Below are 21909 nucleotides of genomic sequence, written 5' to 3' on the forward strand. Positions count from 1 at the left end.
GGCAGCAATTGACCTTGCAGGGATTGTTGAGCATGTAACTCTGGTTGAGTTTGACACCAAGCTTCGTGCTGACCAAGTGTTGCAAAACAAATTGCATAGCTTGCCAAACACAACGGTGATTATGAATGCCTTAAGTACAGAAGTGTTAGGTGATGGTTCACAAGTGACTGGTCTTAAATATAAAGACCGTGCGACTGATGAAGAGCATGTGGTCGAGCTTGCAGGGATCTTTGTACAGATTGGTTTACTGCCAAACACTGACTTCTTGAAAGACAGTGAAGTTGAATTAACCAACCGTGGCGAGATCATTGTGAATGACCGCAACGAAACCAATGTGCAAGGTGTATTTGCTGCGGGTGACTGTACGACTGTACCTTACAAGCAAATCATTATTGCTACAGGTGAAGGCGCTAAAGCATCACTCTCAGCGTTTGATTACATCATCCGTTCTGGGCAGTAAAATTTAAGTTCAAAACGAAAGAGCCAAAGGATAACCTTTGGCTCTTTTTCTTTTTATGGTTTATATAAACCGTGTTCGACTAAATGCTCTCGTAAAATACGGCGTAACTCTAATACAGCTTGTGGTGTCAGTTGAATTGAATGGCCACCTGGAAGAACTTTCTCAGATTTTGCACCTTCTAAGTGAGCACTTTTGTACGGAACGATGCCATCGGTAATCACATTTGGATCATCACTCTTGGTAATATTTCCCATTATTGAATGGAAAACTAATCCTTGGTGTGGATTAATATTTTTAGTCAGCTCCATAAATTTAGATTGATGACTTAGATCACTTGGTCCATTTTGAATCAAACCATTATCAATATTACTCAAGAAATCCTTAACATCTAAATTCTCGGTTGTCAGTGAAGTCGCTACAGCCGACAAAAATGCACCCGGTAAACGAATAATTTTACGTGCTGCCAAGGTAAACCAACGATCCGCATAATCTGTACCGCGATGAGGGGAAGCCAAGAAAATTGCACGATCAAAATTATTGATTGAATGCATTTGCAATCGTTCAGTAACCATCGGATGTTTTTTAAAGCGGTTTTGCTGACGGATCGTCATTAACTCTAAGGCAGGTTTAGTAATATCTCCATCACTGACCAGTAAACGGCTGATAATACCTCCCATACTATGTCCAACAAGGACCGCATCATGCGCGGCAGGGTCACTTGGGTTTAATGAACCAAAAGCTTGTTTCAAGAGTGCATAAATCTGAAAACGACTTTCCAAAATTGGCATGTTGGTCGAATAGAAAACTTGCCAAACTTGGTAATTGTCTCTTAAAACCGTATCGCCCATAACATCATTGGTCAGCGCAATCCATGCCTCGGGGCTACTTGCCAAGCCATGCACCAACACGATAATTTTTTTGTTTGGATTATAAGGTTCGAGCATATATAAATGCGGCATAGTTAAATGCTGATCGCGGTCAATCAGAGTTAAATAAGCTGCAACTCCTAAATTGTTTTCGGCTAACCATAGGCCATAAGGTGCTGAAAAGTTAGCTGCTAGCGGATATTGCTTGCCTGCTACATTAATATTATCTGTCCGATATGGATCATAAACTCGAATCACGAATTCTGGATTATTAATAATTTCTTCGACAGTGGTCGCGTGTTTGGGTTCAGCTACAATAGTCGCAGCTAAGTAGCGTGCGTTATGAATATTTGGATTAACACCATTTTTATAATTATATTTAAGTGGATCTAAAATATATTCATTAATATCTTCATTTCCTGAACTCGGAAAAACAGCCACAAATTCGGAGCCAAAACCATCGCGGCGGTTAATGGTTCTTAAGCCAGAAAAATTCAGGTTATAACTTGAAATTAATTTCTCTAACTTTTGGCCTGATAGTTGTTTATGAAATTCAAAGTCTATTGAATAAACACTCTTACCAATATGGATTTGTGGCTCTACCACATTTTTTTTCGGGTATCTTAAATCATAAACACTGACCATTTTGGCGATTGCTTGATTATAGAAATCGCGAATTTGAACTTGTCTATTATCAAAAATACGGTCATTAGGCTTACGTTTTGTTGAAAATAGATAGGCATAGCTATAGCGAATACTTTTATCTAATAGGCTCAATTGTTGGTCTAAGCAATCATCATATCTATTCAGAATATTCTTTTGTTCTTCTTCAGATTTATGTTTAGTAAATCTACTTACTTTACAGTCAGATGTATCTGATAAAGCCATTGCTTTTGCGAGATACATCTCGCTTGCTGCTGATAAGAACTGTTCATCTAAAATTTGAGGAAGGTTTTTGAGTTGATTTACACAGGTTTCAGGTGTATCTGTACAAACTTTAGCTTCCTGACCAGACATTGATAAAACATTCAGACTCGCTTCGCTAAGTTTATCTTGGGTAAGAATACTATTACGTTCATTTGCAATCGTTACATTCAAAGCTTGCTGTTTAACATTTACGACCTGACAACCACTCAGAATTGAACCGAGTAGTATGACCGTCAACAGTGTTTTGCTTCTTTTTATTGAAAACATTATGGTCAAAATATAGTGGCTCAATGGTAGGTAAATCATACAAATTTTAAAATATTTTTCAAATGATCAAATATAAAAAAGGGCTGTCAAAACAGCCCTTTTTTATAGAATTAAGCTTATTTTTTAGGTGCAGCAGGAGTAGTTGCTGACATTGCTGGGTTAGTTAAAACTTGCCATACGTTCCAACGACCTTGTTTTTCAATTTCTTGAATTAAACGGTCAGCAATTTCCGCTTCATCTGGATATTTAACTTTATAGTTCTTTAGCGTCTGGATCGCGTTTTTCTTTTGCTCCATTGCAATATAGTTATTTGCAGCAGCTAAATATGCTTCTTGAACATTACCTTTAATGGCTTTGTCTAAATATGGAATCGCTTCACGTTGACCGCCACCTTCAGATAAACCAAAACCGAACCAGAAATTTGTCTCCGCATCATCTGGATTAATTTTTAAAAGTCTTTGAGCATATTCTAAAGATTTAGTGGTATGAACAGTACCTAAATCAAGGTTACGTGCAAGAACACTTGCTTTAAAAGCACGAATTAAAATATCAAATGATGCATTTGGATTTGCAGCAAGTGTATCAAGTTGTTGTGTTACTTCTTTAAGTTTACTTTCAAAGCCTTTACGTTCTTGACGGTCAGTAAAGCGAGGTGGGTAGTGACGTGCTTTACCTTCCACTAATTGTAAGAAGTCATCAATAGTAGTCACGTCAATTTCATTTTCACCGGCTAAAACTGCGTATTTCATTGAACGTTGTGAATTATTGACAGTCGGGACGATCAGTTTATTGACGTCGAGAGTAAGCTGTTTGGTTGGATCATCTTGACGATTAACGACCATTTTGGTTACAGGCTGTGCAGCAGCGTCTTTTAATGCAACTTCAAATGCCGGTGGCTGATCATAGTTAAAAGGGTTTAGCGCATAAAAAGGAGGAGTAAGCTCTGGTTCCTTGAAAACAAAAGGCTCAATTTTTTGTTCTTTTACGGGTGCCATTGTACAAGCGGTTAAACTTGAGGTCGCAAGGATTATATATGCCAAAGGCTTAAAATTCATAGGATCTTCCGTTCATTTTAGTAAAGTCAGATTTGGTACAGGTAAGTCTAGGAAAAGCTAAACATACATGCAAGGGTAAGCGTGTTACATTATGAATCAAGAATATTACGTTTTTGATGTCTTATCTTGCGCACCGCATTCACGACGAACTTCTTCAATAATTTTCAGTTCTTCATCACTAAAAGGCTGTTCATCCTGACTTTCTTTTTTGAAGCTCGGGTCTAGCTCTGATAAACGTTGGCATAAATTATTCATACGCGTTTCATTATGCTGAATACGATCAAGTAAAACGCGCATACCCTCTAAAATAGGGTCAGACTGATCAGCAGTTGTCGCATATGGAGCGAAACCAATACTTTGCGCATAATCACGGCGACGTTCTTCATCTTTATTCTTGTCAGGCGCATCTTTATAAATATAGCGAGCAGGGTTCCCTACAGCGGTCACGCCAGCAGGAACAGCTTTAGTTACCACAGCATTTGAACCGACTTTAGCACCTTTGCCTATGGTAAATGGACCTAAAATTTTTGCACCAGCACCAACAACAACGCCATCTTCTAAAGTTGGGTGGCGTTTGCCAGTCTTCCATGTTGTTCCACCTAGGGTAACACCGTGATAAAGCGTAACATCATCGCCAATTTCAGCCGTTTCACCAATCACAACACCCATACCGTGATCAATAAAAAAACGTTTACCGATTTTAGCGCCAGGATGAATTTCAATTCCTGTTGCAAAACGACTAAATGAAGAAAGAAGGCGAGCAGCACCTTTACAATCTTTTTGCCATAACTCATGTGCGACACGATGCATCATAATCGCATGAATGCCAGGGTAGGTCGTGAGAACTTCGAGTGTATTGCGGGCAGCAGGATCTCGCGCAAATACAGCCTTTATATCTTCTTTCAGCTGTTTAAGCATTGGGTTGATCCTCCTTGTCAGATAATGCTTTTTTCCATTTACCACTGGTTAGGGCTTGTACACGACTAAAAATACCGCGAAGTAAATGATATTCCATACGATCTAATTGTATACGACCAAATAAACGACGCAAGCGTAAAGGTAACAAACGTGGATTATCTGGATCTAAAAATTCAATTTCAGTCAGCATTTTCTCTAGATGAGGGTAAAACTCTTCCATTTGTTGCTGAGTAACCAAAGGCTCATCCCATTGCATGCTTTGACCTTGGACTAATGGCATTTCTTCTGCATCTTGGTCCACGTTTTGTTGCTCTAGAGCAGACATGCGAAGTTCGTAACATACGACTTGAATTGCTTGCGCAACATTTAATACGCCATAGTCAGGATTGACAGGAATTGTTAAATGATAATTGGCCAATGCTAATTCTTCGTTTGTTAAACCACGATCTTCACGGCCAAAAACAATCGCAATTTGTTGTCCCTGACAGGTGGCTTTAATGGCTTCTTTGGCAGCAGGTCTTACGTCAAGTAAAGGCCAAGGAATGGTACGGCTACGTGCACTTGTTCCAAACACTAAATGGCAATCTTTAATAGCATCTTCTAAAGTATCGACAATCTCAAGATGTTCAAATAAATCCTGCGCACCAGCAGCAAGCGCTTGTATGTCTGGGTGAGGATATGTTTTAGGTGCAACAAGAACTAATTTAATTAGCCCCATTGTTTTCATGGCACGTAAAGCACTGCCAATATTGGCAGGCAAGGTAGTGTTTACCATGACAATACGCACTTGTGCTAATTGTTTTGACACAGTGTTGTGATCAAACGAACTCATAAGATTTCCAGAAATTACGAATATTGAGAAACTTCGCTTTGGTATAAATCCAATGCATCGTCCATAGTCATGTCCGCGGGAGGGGAAGCAACGGTTTGCGGACGAGCAGGTTCTGCTGCTTTAGCTGCTTTCGACTTTACTTGATATTCAATATAAATATTATCTTTACCAAAATAATCTCTGAGTTTAGCAAGTAATTCATCGAGAGGAGCAACTTTCCATTGCGGACCAAGTTGAAGCTCGGCTTGAGCATAAGGTTGATCAATCTGTAGCTGTAGAGTGATATGTTGATGCATATCTACATTGCAAAATGGCAAGATGATATTTTGTAAATCTTTTGCCAAAGTGGCTTGCATAAACTCTTCTGTTAATTTGATCTGAATGCTATTAGCACGTTTTTGTCGTATTTCATTTAAAGTAAAAGCCTTGGTTAAACGGCCCATTGGACGTTCAAAGCCTTCTCTTTCATAAATTTCGCCTTCAAAGACGACAACACGCTCAACTTGGATAATATCTTTAAAACGTTGGAAACGCTCATGGTTGCAACTTACTTCAATACGAGCTGTACCATCATCTAGTACAATAACTACCCGATTTGGGAAGTTTGCGACGTCAATGACTAAACCTGCATAGACTGTTGTAACACCACGACGTGTAGCCGTAATTTCATTAAGTTTTACAGGAATAAAAGCTTTAAGCTCTTGGCGGTAAACATCAATTGGGTGACCAGTGAGATATAGACCAAGCGTGTCTTTTTCGCCTTTTAGACGAACTTCATCACTCCACGGTTTAACGGGTTTAGCTGGCTTACGCTGAACTTCTTCAACCTCACCAAATAAATCCATAATACCGCTTTCACGATTGCTGCGCGCTTGTTCGGCAGCTTGAACCGCCTCAGGCAATTGTGCCATTAGGCTTGCACGTTCAATTCCCAAGCAATCGAGTGCACCTGCACGAATCAACGCTTCAAGAGTACGCTTATTGATTTTCTTCAAATCAATACGATGGCAAAAATCGAATAGATCTGTATAAGGACCAAATTGTCGACGAGAGTCAATAACTGACTGCATAGCTTGTTCGCCGACACCTTTAATTGCACCTAAACCATACACAATAGTTTTATCATCGCTCGCATGAAAATGATAAGTCGACATATTGACTGATGGTGGTAAAACTTCTAGGCCATTATTTCGGCAGTCATCAATTAAAAATACAACACTGTCGGTGTTCTGCATTTCCGATGACATTACCGCTGCCATAAACTCAGCAGGATAATGTGCTTTTAACCATGCAGTATGGTAAGCAACTAGGGCATAAGCGGCAGCGTGAGATTTGTTGAAACCATAGCCAGCGAACTTTTCCATATAGTCAAAGATATGGTTGGCTGTACTTTCATCAATCCCTTTTTCTGCAGCACCTGCCAAGAAAATTTGGCGCTGCTTAACCATCTCCTCAGGTTTCTTTTTACCCATTGCACGACGTAGTAAGTCCGCGCCACCGAGCGTATAACCCGCACAGATCTGTGCAGTCTGCATCACCTGTTCTTGGTAAACCATAATCCCGTAAGTTGGCTCTAATACACCTTCAAGAAGTGGGTGAAGATATTCAAAATCTCCACCATGCATACGGTGAATAAAGTCAGGAATAAGATCCATTGGACCAGGACGGTACAATGATACGAACGCAATAATCTCTTCAAATTTACTTGGACGTGCTTCTTTAAGCATTCGTTTCATGCCGACGGATTCAAACTGGAATACCGCGGTTGTATTTGCATCGGCAAAGACTGAATATGCTTTAGCATCATCAAGTGGAACATGCGAAATAATGAGCGGATCATTACTATCGCGATTTTTATTAATATTTTGAATTGCGTCTTCAATAACGGTTAAGTTACGTAAACCCAAGAAGTCGAATTTGACGAGACCAGCTGCTTCTACATCGTCTTTATCATATTGAGCAACACGGCTTGTTCCATCTTCATCACAAAGTACAGCCGAGAAATCGGTAATCTTACCTGGTGCAATAACGACACCACCGGCATGTTTACCAGTATTTCGAGTGATGCCTTCTAGTTTTAAAGCCATTTCCCAGATTTCACTCGCATCATCATTATCTGGGTTTGATGGGTTGGTAACGATATCTTTAAGCTGAGGTTCCATCTCGATAGCAGTGGCTAAGTCCACACCGAGCGGTTTAGTCGGTACCATTTTTGAGATACGGTCAGCTAAACCGTAAGACTTACCCAATACACGGGCAACGTCACGAATTGCACCTTTTGCCGCCATCGTACCGAAAGTTGCAATTTGCGACACGGCTTCACGTCCATAGGTACGGGAAACATAATCAATAACGCGGTCACGTCCGGCAATACAGAAGTCGACGTCAAAGTCGGGCATCGAAACACGTTCTGGGTTTAAGAAACGTTCGAAAAGTAGATCGTAACGAAGAGGATCAAGATCAGTAATTTTTAAGCTATATGCAACGAGCGAACCCGCACCTGAACCACGGCCTGGTCCGACAGGAACGCCATTATTTTTTGCCCACTGGATGAAGTCCATGACGATAAGGAAGTAACCCGGGAATCCCATTTTGAGGATAATGCCGACTTCGTAATCAATTCGTTCATCGTAAGGTTTACGAATCTCTGGCCAGTCTTCGCCACGTTTTTCGACAGGGTAGAGATAATCTAAACGTTCTTCTAGACCTACTTTTGACAAATGCTCAAAGTAAGTGTCAATGGTAAAGCCATCTGGAATTGGATAGTCAGGTAAAAAGTAGGTGCCTAGTTGTAGGCTAACATTACAGCGTTTTGCTATATTGTAGGTGTTTTCGATAGCACTTGGGATATCTGAAAACAACTCGATCATTTCATCGGAGGTTTTAAAATGTTGCTCAGGACTATATAAGCGTGGACGACGATCATCTGCTAATACATAGCCATCAGCAATACAAACACGGGCTTCGTGTGCTTCAAAATCTTCTTTTTCTACAAAGTGCACATCATTATGCGCAACTACCCCGACATTATATTGGGCAGCAAGTTTAGCGGCTTCTTGAATAAAGTCTTCTTCACCGGGACGATCGGTACGTGTTAAAACTAGATAAACACGGTTACCAAATTTTTCGATCCATGCTTCTAAAAGGGGAGCCGCTTTTTGAGGGTTAGATGAGCAAAGCATCTGACCTACATCACTATGCTGGCCAAGTAAAACGATAATATCTTGATGTTGTTCAAGTACCCATTCTTTTTTTACACATGGAATACTAAGTTGTTGACCTTCAATAAAACCGCGTGAAACGATTTCAGTTAGACTTTTCCAGCCTACATTACTCATTGCAAGTAAAGTTGCACGATGTTGAGCATCGTCAAGGCGAATTGTGCTACCTAAAAGCGGCTTAATCCCTTTTTTTAAACAAGAATTATAAAATTTTACTGCTGCATGAAGGTTTGATAGATCGGTTAATGCCAGCGCAGGCATTTGGTCTTTAACCGCAGCGTTGACCAAGTCAGGTATGCGAACTATCGACTCTGTAATCGAAAATTCTGTATAAATACCGAGATGAACAAACTGCATAAACCAATCCTTAATACGACTGCAGCATAGTTTAGCACGCAAAGTTAAAACGAAATGCTTAATATTTTGGCAAACTGTTAAGGATTTTATTATTTAAGAAGAATGATTTGAATATCTATTGTACAGATTGAATATAAAAGAGCTTATTTTTAAGAAATAGGACCAACCCAAACTTTATGTTTGGGCTGGTTGAAAAACTTAGTACTGCCAGAACATGCGCTGAATTTCTTTCGTGTCATTAGTCTTAGTAAGAGCTAAAGCTGCAAGAAGACGCGCTTTTTGAGGGTTTAAATCATGTGCTGCTACCCAACCATATTTAGAGTCAGGTTGTTCTGCATCACGTAATACGAAACCTTGTGCGACACGTGATGAACGGATAATTTGAATACCGTTTTTGTCGTGAAGATTTTGTAAGGTTGGTACGATATATTTTGGTACAGAACCGTTACCAGTACCTGCATTAATGATCGCTTTAGCACCAGCTTTTGCATACGCTTCATATGCATCTGGAAGCATAGAGTCCGAACCATAAACGATCTGTACAGTTGGAAGTGCATCGCCTTTAATATTTTCAATATTAAACTCTGAAGCATTTGTATGACGTTTTACAGATTGTCTGAACCAATAAGGCTTGCCTTCAACCAATGTACCTAAAGCGCCCCATTGGCTAACAAAAGCATTTGTATGAATGTTAATGCCTTTAGTTACATCACGCCCAGCAAAAATAGAGTCGTTCATGAGAACCATAACGCCTTTATTTTTCGCATCATCAGAAGCTGCTAAAGCAACTGCACTATAAAGGTTAAGTGGGCCATCAGCTGAAAGAGCAGTTGAAGGACGCATTGAGCCAACAAGTACAATCGGTTTATCAGTATGGACAACCAAATTTAAGAAAAATGCTGTTTCTTCTAAAGTATCTGTACCGTGTGTAATTACGACACCATTAACAGATGGCTTTTTAACAAGCTCATTCACTTGACGAGCAATTTCTAATAATTCCTTGTCAGTAATACTCTCAGAAGCGATTTGTAATGCTTGAATACCAGTTACATTTGCCAAATCTTTGATTTGTGGAATTGCGTTAATTAGCGTATCAACAGGAACTTTTGCAGCAGTATAAGTTGCACTATTTGCCGAGCTTGCGCCAGCACCAGCGATAGTACCGCCAGTCGCAACTACAACAACATTATTTTTTGCATAAAGTGGGAGAGAGCAGGCTAACAAGCCCATCGCTAAACCTAAAGATTTAACAGTTTTAGTCAACATCGAAAATATCCTTATGAAGTGACGAAGTAAAAGTTTGTTGAATATGACTGCTTTTCCTAAGCAAAATACATACCATGTAAAACATATTCATAACTTGTTTGAATAAGAAGCATCCTTGAATAGCATTTTGTTTCATCAACAATTGCTTAGTCATTGCTTTTATTTAGCGCTAATAAATAACATGAATAAAATAAAAAATCTATTAAGTTTTTCTAATTTATCTTGATTTGTTTACTTTTTTATATAAATAAAACAAATGATTTTTTTATCTGTATAAAATTAAAAAATAATAGAGGTGTTTAAGTAATTTTTTGCCATTTGATATTTTTATATTGTTGATTTTTATTGTTATAATTTAATATTAAGATGATTTTAAATTTTTCAGTATGAATTGAAAAATAATTCCATTAATTTAATATAATTTAATTGTTGTAAATTGAATTAAAATTTAATCACTTGGTATTTATTTTTAAAAATATAAAATTTGTTTGAATCATTTTTATTCTATTTTTAAGGTTTGATTTAAGAAAATTTAATAGCAGTTTAAAGTCATTATTTAATATAAAAATATAGGTGAATTTCTGCCAGTAATTTTAAAATAAAAAAAGAGCAATTTTATAAGGTCATATAAAATTGCTCTTAAGTTGGGAGAGTGGGAGAAAAGAGAAACTTATGCGGTCGTTTGTTCTTGAGTTGATTTAATTAATACTGGCTCTGGTAGTTCTTCAGTATCGGCCACTTTATCGCCTTCAAGCTTGGCAACAACTGCGGTAGCAATACTGTTACCTACTACGTTTGTTGCGGTACGGCCCATATCAAGGAACTGATCGATACCGAGCAATAAAAGGATGCCAGCTTCAGGTAAGTGGAACATAGTGAGCGTCGCTGAAATAACTACAATAGAAGCTCGAGAAACACCTGCAATACCTTTACTTGTTACCATTAGAGTTAACAAAATTAAGATTTGTTGAGTGAAACTAAGATCAATATTGTAGGCCTGAGCAATAAAGAGCACTGCAAACGTGGTGTACATCATTGAACCATCAAGGTTGAATGAATAACCTAAAGGTAATACAAAGCTCGTTACTTTTTTAGGCACACCAAATTTATTTAGTGCATCCATAACTTTAGGATAGGCTGATTCACTTGAAGCTGTAGCAAAAGCAAGCGTTACAGGTTCACGAATTAATTTACCTAAGCGGAAAATATCTTTTTTAAGTACGATTGCACCTACAGAGAATAAGATGATCCACAGTAATAAAAGACCGAAGTAAAACTCTGCGATTAAAATGCCATAGTCAACAATCAAGCCTAAACCTTGTACTGTAATTGCTGAAGCGATTGCTGCAAATACTGCAACAGGTGCAAACATCATGACGTAATCAGTAATACGGAACATGATTTTGCTGAGTTCATCAGTTAAACGAATGATAACTGAATCTTTTTCTTTGCCTTGATTTACAAAAGCAAGGGCTGAGCCAAAGAAAATAGAGAAAACAAGGACTTGCAAAATATCATTGTTTGCCATTGCTTCGGCAATACTGCGTGGGAAAACATGGCTTAAAAATGATTGTAGAGTGAAGCCTGTAGTCGCTGGAGCAGAAGAGCTACTCAATTGTTGCGCAGTTGGTAATACTAAATCTAAAGCTGCACCTGGTTGGAAAAAGTTTGCCAGACCCATACCGATAGCAAGCGATACGAACGAAGCAGTAATAAACCAAGTCATTGATTTAAGGGTGATACTGCCGATTGATGTAGATTTCCCCATTGATACAATGCCTGAAACAATAGTGGCAAATACCAATGGAGCAATAATCATTTTGATAAGGCGTAAAAAGATATCTGTAGGTATGTTGAGATAAGAAGCGATTTGCTTCAATTGTTCACCCTCATTAAAGAAGTGGTGACAAATCCAACCTGTCAGTATGCCAAGTAAAATAGCAACAACAATATACTTGAGCAATTTCTTTTGCTTCATATGAACCTCTATCCATTTGATTCAATCATCCTTTGATGGGATTTGAATGATTGAAAGCTTTCCTTGTTAGTTCAGTTCGGTCGTTCTAACGATGTTATCTTCCTAGATCTGTATCTGTTTTAACCGAATCGAATATGGCGATGTTGTTATGGAGATGGATTGTTGCTCGATTTTGAAGCGGTGTGAAATGCAAAAAAATATTGATCCATGCATTTTTTGCATAATAAAGGTTAAGTAGATTGAAGAAAATCAAGTGATTTTAAACGTATGGTAAAAAATATATAAATCAAAAAATTAACTAATTTTTAAAGTTAAAAGAATTATAAAATTTATAAAAATAATTTAAATACAATAATTTATTTTGTGTTGGTAAAATTGTTATGTGGTTAGGAGATTCTTCTTTTATAAAAATGAAAAAAATAGAATTATAAAAAAGGCACCTATTTATAGATACCTTTTTTGTTATGCATTTTTTAACGACGATTGGCTAAGAAACGACCTAGACGGGTAATTGCTTCACGTAATTCATTTTCAGCAGGTAAGAAAACCACGCGGAAATGATCAGGTGTTGGCCAGTTAAAGCCTGTACCTTGCACCAATAAAACTTTTTCTGCACGTAGCAAATCAAGCATTAACTTTTCATCATCTTCAATTGGGTAGATGTTCGGGTCAAGGCGCGGGAAACAGTACATTGCTCCATCTGGTTTTACACAACTTACGCCTGGAATTTCATTAAGCATTTCCCAAGCAATATTACGCTGTTCATATAAACGGCCACCAGGACGGATCAAGTCATTAATTGATTGATAACCGCCTAGGGCAGTTTGAATCGCATATTGAGCTTGAACGTTAGCACATAGGCGCATTGACGCTAACATATCTAATCCTTCGATATAGTCGGCAGCACGGCTTTTATCACCCGTAATTGCCATCCAACCTGAACGGAAGCCTGCAATGCGATAAGCTTTTGATAAACCATTAAAAGATACACAAAGCTGGTCGCCCGCTAATGATGCTACTGAAACATGTTCAATACCGTCATAAATAATTTTGTCGTAAATTTCATCAGCAAATAAAATTAGATCATATTTTTTTGCAATCGCTACAATTTGTTCAAGAATATGGCGTGGATATACCGAACCTGTAGGGTTGTTCGGGTTAATGATGACAATACCGCGTGTATTCGGAGTAATCTTACTTTCGATATCAGCAATATCTGGATACCAGCTATTTTCTTCATCACATTTATAATGAATTGCTGTGCCGCCTGAAAGATTAACTGCTGCTGTCCAAAGCGGATAGTCCGGCATTGGAATCAGCATTTCGTCTCCGTCATCTAATAGGCCTTGCATAGCCATTACGATGAGTTCAGATACGCCATTACCAATATACACGTCATTGACATGCATATTGAGAATTCCTTTTTGCTGGTAATACTGACAAATTGCTTTACGAGCAGGGAAGATACCTTTTGAGTCAACATAACCAATTGCATTTGGTAAGTTTAAAGCAACATCATTAATAATTTCTTGGGGTGCTTCAAATCCAAAAGGAGCAGGGTTGCCGATATTCAGCTTAATGATTTTATGTCCTTGCTCTTCCATTTCATTGGCGGCTCGTAAAACTGGTCCACGGATGTCATAACAAACATGCTCAAGCTTCGATGATTTTTTGATTTCTCGAGTAGATGGCATGGAATGGATGGTAGCAGTATTTTTAGACATAACGGGATTCACTTTTGCATATCGGTATAAATAACTTTTAAATGTTTTAACTGTTACCAAATTTAGATCATGTTGATCTTTCAATAGTTCAACAATTTTTTCATGGGTAAAACCCGATTGTTGATATTGTTTGATAATTGGTAGTAGTTGTTGGAAAACCACACTTTTTTTCTGAGACATGTTCTGTCCTATACAACCGTGCGCACTTAGAATAGCACTATGTTTGCTTGCTTTAAAGTAGATTGGTAATAAATTTGCTTACTTTTGATTTTGTATTTTGCTTACTTTTTGCTTTTTGTTCTTTATATGTTTAAATTCCAACAAATTTTACGTTCAGAGACTAGTGTTTTTGTGATGAATGGCGTAAATATAAAACTCGATCATCAGAAATGTTTACTTCAGAATAAAAGGTGTATGTCATGGGAAAAGTCAATAAAACAGACCGGGAATGGCAAAGAGAGTTATCACCAGAAGAGTATCGGATTACACGACAAAAAGGCACTGAACCTGCATTTACGGGGCAATACTGGAATACTAAGCAACATGGTACCTATGTTTGCCGTTGCTGCGGCGCAGAGTTGTTCTCATCAGATACCAAATATGATAGCGGTTGCGGTTGGCCAAGTTTCTTCCGTCCGATCAATGGTGCTGTCATTGATGAACATGAAGATTTAACGCATGGTATGGTCAGAACTGAAATAGTTTGTCATGATTGCGAAGCTCATTTAGGGCATGTATTTGAAGATGGACCACAGCCGACAGGTTTGCGCTACTGTGTAAACTCGGCATCATTACAACTGAAAACAGAAGAAAAAAATGATGAGGAAACCTATCCATGAGTAATATTTATCAGTTTGAAGCTGAGCTGTTAGAGGGTGAAGTTAAGCAATTGGCTGATTACAAAGGTAAAGTTTTACTAATTGTAAACACTGCCAGTAAATGTGGTTTTACACCACAATTTGCTGGCCTCGAAAAACTATATGAAAAATATAAAGATCAAGGATTAGAAGTTTTAGGTTTTCCCTGCAACCAGTTTGGTGGGCAAGATCCAGGAAGCAATAAAGAAATTGGTAGCTTCTGTCAGCGTAACTATGGGGTAAAATTTCCCATGTTTGCTAAAGTTGATGTAAAAGGTCCGGAAGCCCATGTGATTTTTAGATATTTAACACGTGAAGCTAAAGGTATTTTAGGTAGTAGTAGCATTAAATGGAACTTTACCAAATTTTTGGTAGGCAAAGATGGTGCTGTTTTAAATCGCTATGCACCTACGACTAAGCCAGAAGCTTTAGAAGCTGATATTGAAAAAGCATTAGCGAGTTAATCGTTTAAATGAACGCTATTCCTCAAGCTTTTGAGTTTTGGCAAGATGGGCGAATGCCGTATGTTGAAACCAGAAGATCCTGTTTTAGCCGAACGTGTTATAAGTCTCATAGTCATCCAACGTTTTCTATCGGGGCTATAGACGAGGGGAATAGCGTTTTTCATAGTTCATTTGGTACGCCCCAAAAGATTGATGCTGGTACTTTGGTGATTGTACCAGCACATATTGAGCATTCATGTAACCCTTTGCCGGATCAGGCTTGGAGTTACCAAATGCTACATTTGGACATAAGGTGGTTAAATCAGCTGTATTCAGAATTTCGAGAACATGGTCTGGATTTACATCTGCCTCAGCATAAGCCGCTCATAATAAAAGAAGAAACTTTATATCAGGCTTTTTCTGATATGAATGAAACTTTATTCGATCCTGAAAAATTAATTATTGAAAAAGAACAGTCGCTGATCTATTGCCTTACCCAGTTGTTACTCCCACATTTCGTATTAGAAGAAATACAAAAAACTGAATATTTGTATGAAGATTTTTTGGACTTAATTCATATTATTAAATCGTCAGAACAATTTATTTCTCTTGAAGAGCTTGCAGAGCAGGTTGGTCTTAGTCGATATGCAATCATTCGTTTATTCAAGGCCAATGTTGGTTTAACTCCACATGCATTTCAAATTAATTTAAAGATTAATCAAGCCAGAGCTCAATTAAAGCAAGGGATTTCACTCGCAGAGCTAGCTGTCAATTTAGGCTTTAGTGATCAAAGCCATTTTCATAAAGCTTTTAAAGCACATACGGGAATTACTCCTCGACAGTTTCAACTTGCAGCCGCGCAATAATTTACAAGAAATTATTTTTCTCTATTTTTAAGCTACTCCATACAATTTTAAAGATGAAATCGTTATGGAAGTTTTTTTGGTTATCGCCTTTACTCACTTTTTAGCACTACTATCTCCAGGTCCAGATTTTTTTCTTATTTTGACCAGTCTTTTGCAAAAAGGAGCACGTTATACCTATGGCGTTATTCTGGGAATTACTTTGGGTAATGCTGTTATCTTAATGGTGTGTATATTTGGATTTATGGTGCTTGGCAATTTAAGCAAAACGATTCTTTTAGTACTTAAATGGCTGGGGGCTGGATATTTAGTTTATTTGAGTTTTCTTTGTTTTAGAGCCACTCAAGGAACAAACTTAAATATTACTGTTGCTGAAAATAGTTTGGTTGAACAAGAGTCTAGTTATAAGAGTAAAGTTAAAAGCTTGGCTCTGGGTTTGCAATCTAGTCTTCTTAATCCTAAAAATATTATGTTTTATAGTAGTTTAATGTTACCTATTCAACAGGAATTTAGCTTATTTCAAAAATTACTAATGAGTATATGGATGACAGGAGTGGTTTTCGGGTGGAATTTATTATTAGTTCGTTTATTGCGTCAAGAGCGTGTATTAGCACAGATTAAACGCTCTGCTAGAGGAATATATTATTGCTCCAGTCTGGCTTTCATTTTTTTCGCAGTGTTATTGGTTGCCTATAGTTAAAGCAGATCGCATAGCCTTCTAAACAAAATGAAGGCTATGCAATTTTGCTGGGTTTAAAGAATCGCTTTTAAACGTTTAACAACGTCTTCACATTGTGCCAAATCTGCTACTAAAGCCATACGCACATGATTGGCACCAGGGTTACCTTGTTCGGTATCACGAGATAGATAACGACCCGGTAAAACTTTAATGTGTGCTTTTTCCATCAGTATCTTGGCAAAAGTTTCATCATTATCGACTTTTAACCAGTAATAAAATCCAGCATCAGGTTTTTGTAATGGCAGTAAATGGCCTAGCTCAGATTGGAATAAGTCAAACTTTGCACGATATTGCTTACGGTTTTCTTCAACATGGTTTTCATCGTTCCATGCTGCAATTGAAGCAAGCTGGTGTTGAACAGGCATTGCCGCGCCGTGATAGGTGCGGTATTGTAAATATGGCTTTAACAGATCGGCATCACCCGCTACAAAACCTGAGCGCAAACCCGGCAAGTTTGAGCGTTTTGAAAGTGAATGAAATACGATACAGTTTTTGTAGTCATCACGACCAAGCTCAGCACAAACTTCTAATAGACCAGTAGGTGCTTGGTCAAACCAAAGCTCTGAATAGCATTCATCAGAAGCAATAACGAAATTATATTGATCAGATAAGGCAATTAGCTTTTTAAATTGTTCTTTGGAAAGCACAGTACCTGTTGGGTTACCCGGTGTACATACAAAAAGTAGGGCTGTCTTTTCCCAAACTTCTGCTGGTACTGCATCAAAATCACCTAAATAGCCATTTTCTTCCGTGCAATTAATGAAGTATGGCTTTGCACCTGCAAGTAAAGCTGCACCTTCATAAATTTGATAAAATGGGTTCGGCATCACCACATAAGGTGCATCTTCACGATTAATTAATGCCTGTACAAAAGAGAAAATGCCTTCACGTGTACCAGAGACAGGCAAGATGTGGTTTTCAGCACTAATGCTGTTAAGTTTAAAGCGCTTAGTTAACCAATCTGAAATGCTTTGGCGAAGCTCTGGTAAGCCTTTGCTGTTTGGATAAGTTGATAAATGGTTAAAGTTATCAATAATAGCCTGTTTAACAAACTCTGGTGCTGGATGCTTAGGTTCGCCAATTGATAGAGGAATCAAGGGAAGGTTAGCAGGAGTAGTATCCTTAAAAAGTTGGTTTAACTTTTCAAATGGATACGGGTGTAATAACGACAAGCTAGAGTTCATTAAACAGTTACCAAGTAGTTGAGTTTCAGTGCTGACAAATTTGATTAGATGCTTCATCTAATGCAGCTTTCAGTTTTTCCGAGAAGAGTTTGACCTCTTCGTTATTCAGCGGTTTTCCATCTTTTTTGGTGACAAAGAAAATATCTTCGGCACGTTCGCCTAAAGTTGCGATTCGGGCTGAATGGATGTCTAAACCTTGCATCATAAATAAACCACCGACGCGTGCAAGTAGGCCGGGGTGATCGAGTGTTGAAATTTCGACCATATTTTGCTGTAAGGCTTCATTTAATGTTACGTCGACTGTATTTTCAATATCGAAATGACGTAATTGACGTGGAATACGACGTTGCATGAGTCCCGGATATTGGTCTGGTTGGCTAAGGGCTTTCACTAATGCATTTTTAACGGTTTCTTCACGTTCTGGGTCGGTAAGCAATGTCCCGAAACGATCAAGTACAACATAAGTGTCTAAGCTAAATGCTGTACTTGCCGTGATAATTTTTGCGTCCTGAACGTCTAAGTTCATTCGGTCTAAAACGGCAACAGTGGTGGCAAATAGGTTAGGTTGATCGCGAGTATAAATAAAGATTTGCACCGCATCTTGAGCTGCTTTACGGTGAGCACGCAATAGGACTAATGGCTCTGGATTATCACCGTGTTTTAAAATTGCTTGTGTATGCCACGCAATTTCATCCGCCGATTCTTTAATGAAGTATTCATCACCTAGTTCTTGCCATACTTTTTCGACATCAGCCAATGCAAAGTTATTTACTAATAATTCACTTGCTGCAAACTTGGTGTCTTCAATCAGCATTTGGTAGTCAACAGGACGGCCTAAACCTGTACGGATTACATCACGAGCATGCGTATAAAGCTGACGCATGAGAGAAGCGCGCCATGTGTTCCATAGTTTTGGATTTGTCGCGTTAATATCGGCAACCGTTAAGGTATATAGATAATCGAGATGCTCCATATCGCCCAGTTTTTCGGCAAAATCTTTCACGACATCAGGATCAGAAATATCTTTTTTCTGAGCGGTCAAAGACATGAGCAAATGGTTTTGAATAAGCCATGCAATTAATTTGCATTCACGCTCTGTAAAGCCATGTGCACGGCCAAACTCAATCGCGTCTTCTGCGCCGAGTTCGCTGTGGTCACCACCGCGACCTTTTGCGATGTCATGGAATAAAGCAGCAATGAACACAATATCTTGACGAGCAAGACGTTGGAAAACTGAACTTACTACAGGGAATTCTTTGGCAAATTCAGGTTCTCTAAAACGATTTAAATTACGCAGCAATAATAATGTATGAGCATCGACCGTATAGATATGGAATAGGTCATATTGCATAAGGCCCATAATTTGGCCAAAAGCAGGAATATAGTTTCCTAAAACCCCATAACGTTTCATCGCAACCAAGGTATCGTATAAACGATATGGTGAACGAATAATCGACATAAACAGTGCTTGATGCTCTGGATTATCGCGATAACTTTGGTTGATTCGTTTTGCGGCAAGAATAAGTAAGCGTAAAGTTCGGGCGCGAATACCTTCAATATCTGGTCGATTGGCTAAAATATAGAACAGCTCTAAAATTGCGCTTGGATGTTCTGCGAATATTTTATGATGCTGTACCGCAAGTTTATTGTCGACAATTTTAAAGTGATCATTAACAACTTCAATTTTGCGTTCATAGTTGGGGAGTCGAGGAGTAATCACTGACTCGCTAAAATACGCCAGCAACATTTCATTGAGTGTTGAAACCTGTTGCGCCGTACGGTAGTAGCGCTTCATGAATTGCTCAACACCATAATTTACAGGTTGACCTTCTTGACGCACATATCCAAATTTAGCGGCAATTTCCCTTTGGTGGTCAAAGAGTAAACGGTTTTCATCACGTTTAGCTAAACGGTGTAAATGATGTCGAATTTCCCAAAGAAAACTTTCTGCTTCTTCTAAAACTGCCAATTCAAACTCTGAAATGAAACCTAAATGCACTAAGTCATAAATCCGGTTTACGCGAAAGTGACGTTTGGCAATCCAGCCAATTTGGTTAATGTCACGGATACCGCCTGGTGCATTTTTAATATCGGGTTCTAAATTACTTTCAGTATTGTTGTGTTGATGGTAACGCTTGGCTTGTTCGGCCATTTTTGCGTCATAAAATGTTTTGTCAGTCCATGTCTGCGAAACAATACGGCGAGGCCATTTCGCAAGCTGACTATTGCCAGTAATTAACCGCGCCTCAATTAAAGTTGTTGCAACGGTTAAATCGGTAGCGGCCTGCTCAACACAGCTTTGAATCGTGCGAACACTAATGCCGGGTTTGAAATTGCCAACGTCCCATAAAGACGAAATAAATGTAGAGATACGTTTTTCGTTTTCTTCGTTAATTTCATGCTCCGATAGGATCATGATATCGACGTCAGAATAGGGCAACATTTCACGGCGTCCATAACCGCCTACAGCAAAAAGGCCCAGTTCTGTCTGATCGAGTTCAGCATGTTTCCATAAAAAGATCAGTGCTTCATCTACTAAATCTGAACGGGCTTTAATGATTTCACGAATAGATTGCCCATTTTCATATGAATCTTGCAACTGCTTTTCTACATCCGTTCGCCATTGATTAATGGCTTTAATATCATGATGACTTGAGACATAGTTCAACAATGGCGATATATTGATCATGAAAATGGGTCTACCAATAAGTAAAAATTAAGAGTTTGTTTGAACGCTTACTTGATCAGCGGTTTCTTTCGCTAAGGTACGAGCAAGATCAGTATTTTCAGCACGAGCGGTTGCTACCCCCATACGACGACGTTTGAAACCTTCTGGTTTGCCAAACAGGCGTAAATCGGTGTCTGGGTGTGTTAAAGCTACATTGAGATTGCTATAACTTAAATTGCTGGCATCAACTCCAGCATAAATTACTGCACTTGCTGCAACACTGTGGCGTGCTGTGTTTACAGGTAAACCTAAAATTGCACGTGCATGCAGTTCAAATTCACTTTGAAACTGAGATGCTAAAGTTACGAGTCCTGTATCGTGTGGGCGAGGTGAGACTTCACTAAACCAAACCTTGTCACCTTTAATAAACAGTTCTACACCAAAAATACCACAGCCACCAAGTGCAGTTGTCACTTTATTTGCAATACGTTTTGCTTCTTCGAGTGCCGCCGCCGTCATTGGTTGAGGTTGCCAGCTTTCTACATAATCACCGGCATCTTGGCGGTGACCAATTGGGTCACAGTAATGAGTTTCAATTTCACCAGTTTCAGGGTTTTTAGCGCGAACGGTAAGTAATGTAATTTCAAAATCAAAATCAATTTGAGATTCAATAATGACCGTACCTTGGTTAACACGGCCACCTTGCATTGCATATTCCCATGCAGCATCAACTTCATCGAAACTTTTTACACGAGACTGTCCTTTACCTGAAGAAGACATGACTGGTTTTACAAAGTTTGGATAACCAATGTCATCGCAAGCGGCGCGGAAGCTTTCGAGCGTATCAGCAAAACGATAAGCAGAAGTAGGTAGGCCAAGTTCTTCAGCCGCAAGACGGCGGATGCCTTCACGGTTCATTGTGAGGTTTACAGCTTTAGCAGAAGGGATGACAGTTGCTGTTTTGCTCGCTTCAATTTCAAGTAAAACTTCTGTCGCAATTGCTTCAATTTCTGGAACAATTAAATTTGGCCTAATTTTCTCGATGAGTTGTTTTAATTGAGCAGGATCTGCCATGTTTAACACATAAGAAAAATGTGCAACTTGCATTGCTGGTGCGTGATCATAACGGTCGGCTGTATGTACTTCTACACCAAGGCGTTGTAAGGAAATTACAACTTCTTTGCCAAGCTCTCCTGAACCTAACAATAAAACTTTAAATGCAGAAGATTGAAGTGGGGTACCGAGTGTCACGCTCATGCGAATCATCCTGACAAAATTATTTTT

The 21909-nt window shown here is 38.7% G+C and carries 16 protein-coding genes; 5 read left to right on the top strand and 11 right to left on the bottom strand.

What is annotated here, in order from left to right; all coding sequences use genetic code 11:
- Positions 1 to 460: FAD-dependent oxidoreductase (locus WBW42_RS17310; protein ID WP_336735392.1), on the top strand; the 460-nt coding region annotated here is incomplete at its 5' end.
- Between the two features lie 53 nt (positions 461 to 513).
- Here WBW42_RS17310 and WBW42_RS17315 read toward each other — a convergent pair.
- The 8 genes from WBW42_RS17315 to WBW42_RS17350 all read right to left on the bottom strand — a co-directional run bounded on the left by WBW42_RS17315 (position 514) and on the right by WBW42_RS17350 (position 14051).
- Positions 514 to 2520 carry an esterase/lipase family protein gene (locus tag WBW42_RS17315; protein WP_032057074.1) on the bottom strand — a complete coding sequence of 669 codons (2007 nt, stop codon included), beginning with the start codon at positions 2518 to 2520 and terminating at the stop codon, positions 514 to 516.
- A 116-nt stretch (positions 2521 to 2636) separates the two neighbouring features.
- A complete protein-coding gene (locus tag WBW42_RS17320) occupies positions 2637 to 3575 on the bottom strand; it encodes an ABUW_2363 family tetratricopeptide repeat lipoprotein (protein WP_017399898.1) in 939 nt (312 codons plus the stop codon).
- A gap of 105 nt (positions 3576 to 3680) precedes the next feature.
- Positions 3681 to 4493, bottom strand: a complete 813-nt coding sequence (cysE, locus tag WBW42_RS17325) for a serine O-acetyltransferase (RefSeq protein ID WP_014206521.1) — start codon at positions 4491 to 4493, stop codon at positions 3681 to 3683.
- Entirely contained in the window at positions 4486 to 5325 is an 840-nt protein-coding gene (locus WBW42_RS17330) for an RNA methyltransferase (protein ID WP_017386153.1), read from the bottom strand. The genes cysE and WBW42_RS17330 overlap by 8 nt, the downstream gene beginning before the upstream one ends.
- A gap of 14 nt (positions 5326 to 5339) precedes the next feature.
- Positions 5340 to 8903: a DNA polymerase III subunit alpha gene (gene dnaE / locus WBW42_RS17335; protein WP_032057073.1), complete on the bottom strand. Its 3564-nt coding sequence runs from the start codon at positions 8901 to 8903 to the stop codon at positions 5340 to 5342.
- Between the two features lie 198 nt (positions 8904 to 9101).
- Positions 9102 to 10169, bottom strand: coding sequence for a type II asparaginase (locus tag WBW42_RS17340; protein WP_032057072.1), 1068 nt, complete (start codon positions 10167 to 10169; stop codon positions 9102 to 9104).
- Positions 10170 to 10839: 670 nt separating this feature from the next.
- Positions 10840 to 12147 (bottom strand): dicarboxylate/amino acid:cation symporter, encoded by a 1308-nt coding sequence (locus tag WBW42_RS17345; RefSeq protein WP_002114420.1) that lies wholly within the window; start codon positions 12145 to 12147, stop codon positions 10840 to 10842.
- Between the two features lie 473 nt (positions 12148 to 12620).
- Positions 12621 to 14051 (bottom strand): pyridoxal phosphate-dependent aminotransferase, encoded by a 1431-nt coding sequence (locus tag WBW42_RS17350; protein ID WP_014206525.1) that lies wholly within the window; start codon positions 14049 to 14051, stop codon positions 12621 to 12623.
- A gap of 239 nt (positions 14052 to 14290) precedes the next feature.
- Here WBW42_RS17350 and msrB point away from each other — a divergent pair, with 239 nt between their 5' ends.
- From msrB to WBW42_RS17370, 4 genes are all read left to right on the top strand, one after another.
- Entirely contained in the window at positions 14291 to 14710 is a 420-nt protein-coding gene (msrB, locus tag WBW42_RS17355; RefSeq protein WP_002114184.1) for a peptide-methionine (R)-S-oxide reductase MsrB, read from the top strand.
- On the top strand, positions 14707 to 15192 hold the full coding sequence (locus tag WBW42_RS17360) for a glutathione peroxidase (RefSeq protein WP_002114194.1): 486 nt from the start codon (positions 14707 to 14709) through the stop codon (positions 15190 to 15192). The genes msrB and WBW42_RS17360 overlap by 4 nt, the downstream gene beginning before the upstream one ends.
- Positions 15193 to 15200: 8 nt before the next feature.
- Positions 15201 to 16037 carry an AraC family transcriptional regulator gene (locus WBW42_RS17365; protein ID WP_032057071.1) on the top strand — a complete coding sequence of 279 codons (837 nt, stop codon included), beginning with the start codon at positions 15201 to 15203 and terminating at the stop codon, positions 16035 to 16037.
- A gap of 64 nt (positions 16038 to 16101) precedes the next feature.
- Positions 16102 to 16734, top strand: a complete 633-nt coding sequence (locus tag WBW42_RS17370) for a LysE family translocator (RefSeq protein WP_032006690.1) — start codon at positions 16102 to 16104, stop codon at positions 16732 to 16734.
- 53 nt (positions 16735 to 16787) lie between these two features.
- Here the strand turns inward: WBW42_RS17370 and dapC are convergent, their stop codons facing one another.
- The 3 genes from dapC to purT are packed head-to-tail and all read right to left on the bottom strand — an operon-like array spanning position 16788 to position 21891.
- On the bottom strand, positions 16788 to 17957 hold the full coding sequence (gene dapC / locus WBW42_RS17375; RefSeq protein WP_032006689.1) for a succinyldiaminopimelate transaminase: 1170 nt from the start codon (positions 17955 to 17957) through the stop codon (positions 16788 to 16790).
- 25 nt (positions 17958 to 17982) lie between these two features.
- Positions 17983 to 20646 carry a [protein-PII] uridylyltransferase gene (glnD, locus tag WBW42_RS17380; RefSeq protein ID WP_000608324.1) on the bottom strand — a complete coding sequence of 888 codons (2664 nt, stop codon included), beginning with the start codon at positions 20644 to 20646 and terminating at the stop codon, positions 17983 to 17985.
- Positions 20647 to 20673: 27 nt separating this feature from the next.
- Positions 20674 to 21891, bottom strand: coding sequence for a formate-dependent phosphoribosylglycinamide formyltransferase (gene purT, locus WBW42_RS17385; protein ID WP_080776853.1), 1218 nt, complete (start codon positions 21889 to 21891; stop codon positions 20674 to 20676).
- Between the last annotated feature and the right edge of the window lie 18 nt (positions 21892 to 21909).

The organism is Acinetobacter sp. LT1, from assembly GCF_059800965.1.

What these genes read in the sequence shown, in the direction of transcription:
- cysE (WP_014206521.1), bottom strand. Translation starts at nt 4,493, where the DNA reads ATGCTTAAACAGCTGAAAGAAGATATAAAGGCTGTATTTGCGCGAGAT.
- WBW42_RS17360 (WP_002114194.1), top strand. Translation starts at nt 14,707, where the DNA reads ATGAGTAATATTTATCAGTTTGAAGCTGAGCTGTTAGAGGGTGAAGTT.
- WBW42_RS17365 (WP_032057071.1), top strand. Translation starts at nt 15,201, where the DNA reads ATGAACGCTATTCCTCAAGCTTTTGAGTTTTGGCAAGATGGGCGAATG.
- WBW42_RS17370 (WP_032006690.1), top strand. Translation starts at nt 16,102, where the DNA reads ATGGAAGTTTTTTTGGTTATCGCCTTTACTCACTTTTTAGCACTACTA.
- msrB (WP_002114184.1), top strand. Translation starts at nt 14,291, where the DNA reads ATGGGAAAAGTCAATAAAACAGACCGGGAATGGCAAAGAGAGTTATCA.
- WBW42_RS17350 (WP_014206525.1), bottom strand. Translation starts at nt 14,051, where the DNA reads ATGTCTCAGAAAAAAAGTGTGGTTTTCCAACAACTACTACCAATTATC.
- dapC (WP_032006689.1), bottom strand. Translation starts at nt 17,957, where the DNA reads ATGAACTCTAGCTTGTCGTTATTACACCCGTATCCATTTGAAAAGTTA.
- glnD (WP_000608324.1), bottom strand. Translation starts at nt 20,646, where the DNA reads ATGATCAATATATCGCCATTGTTGAACTATGTCTCAAGTCATCATGAT.
- WBW42_RS17320 (WP_017399898.1), bottom strand. Translation starts at nt 3,575, where the DNA reads ATGAATTTTAAGCCTTTGGCATATATAATCCTTGCGACCTCAAGTTTA.
- WBW42_RS17345 (WP_002114420.1), bottom strand. Translation starts at nt 12,147, where the DNA reads ATGAAGCAAAAGAAATTGCTCAAGTATATTGTTGTTGCTATTTTACTT.
- WBW42_RS17340 (WP_032057072.1), bottom strand. Translation starts at nt 10,169, where the DNA reads ATGTTGACTAAAACTGTTAAATCTTTAGGTTTAGCGATGGGCTTGTTA.
- WBW42_RS17315 (WP_032057074.1), bottom strand. Translation starts at nt 2,520, where the DNA reads ATGTTTTCAATAAAAAGAAGCAAAACACTGTTGACGGTCATACTACTC.
- WBW42_RS17330 (WP_017386153.1), bottom strand. Translation starts at nt 5,325, where the DNA reads ATGAGTTCGTTTGATCACAACACTGTGTCAAAACAATTAGCACAAGTG.
- dnaE (WP_032057073.1), bottom strand. Translation starts at nt 8,903, where the DNA reads ATGCAGTTTGTTCATCTCGGTATTTATACAGAATTTTCGATTACAGAG.
- purT (WP_080776853.1), bottom strand. Translation starts at nt 21,891, where the DNA reads ATGATTCGCATGAGCGTGACACTCGGTACCCCACTTCAATCTTCTGCA.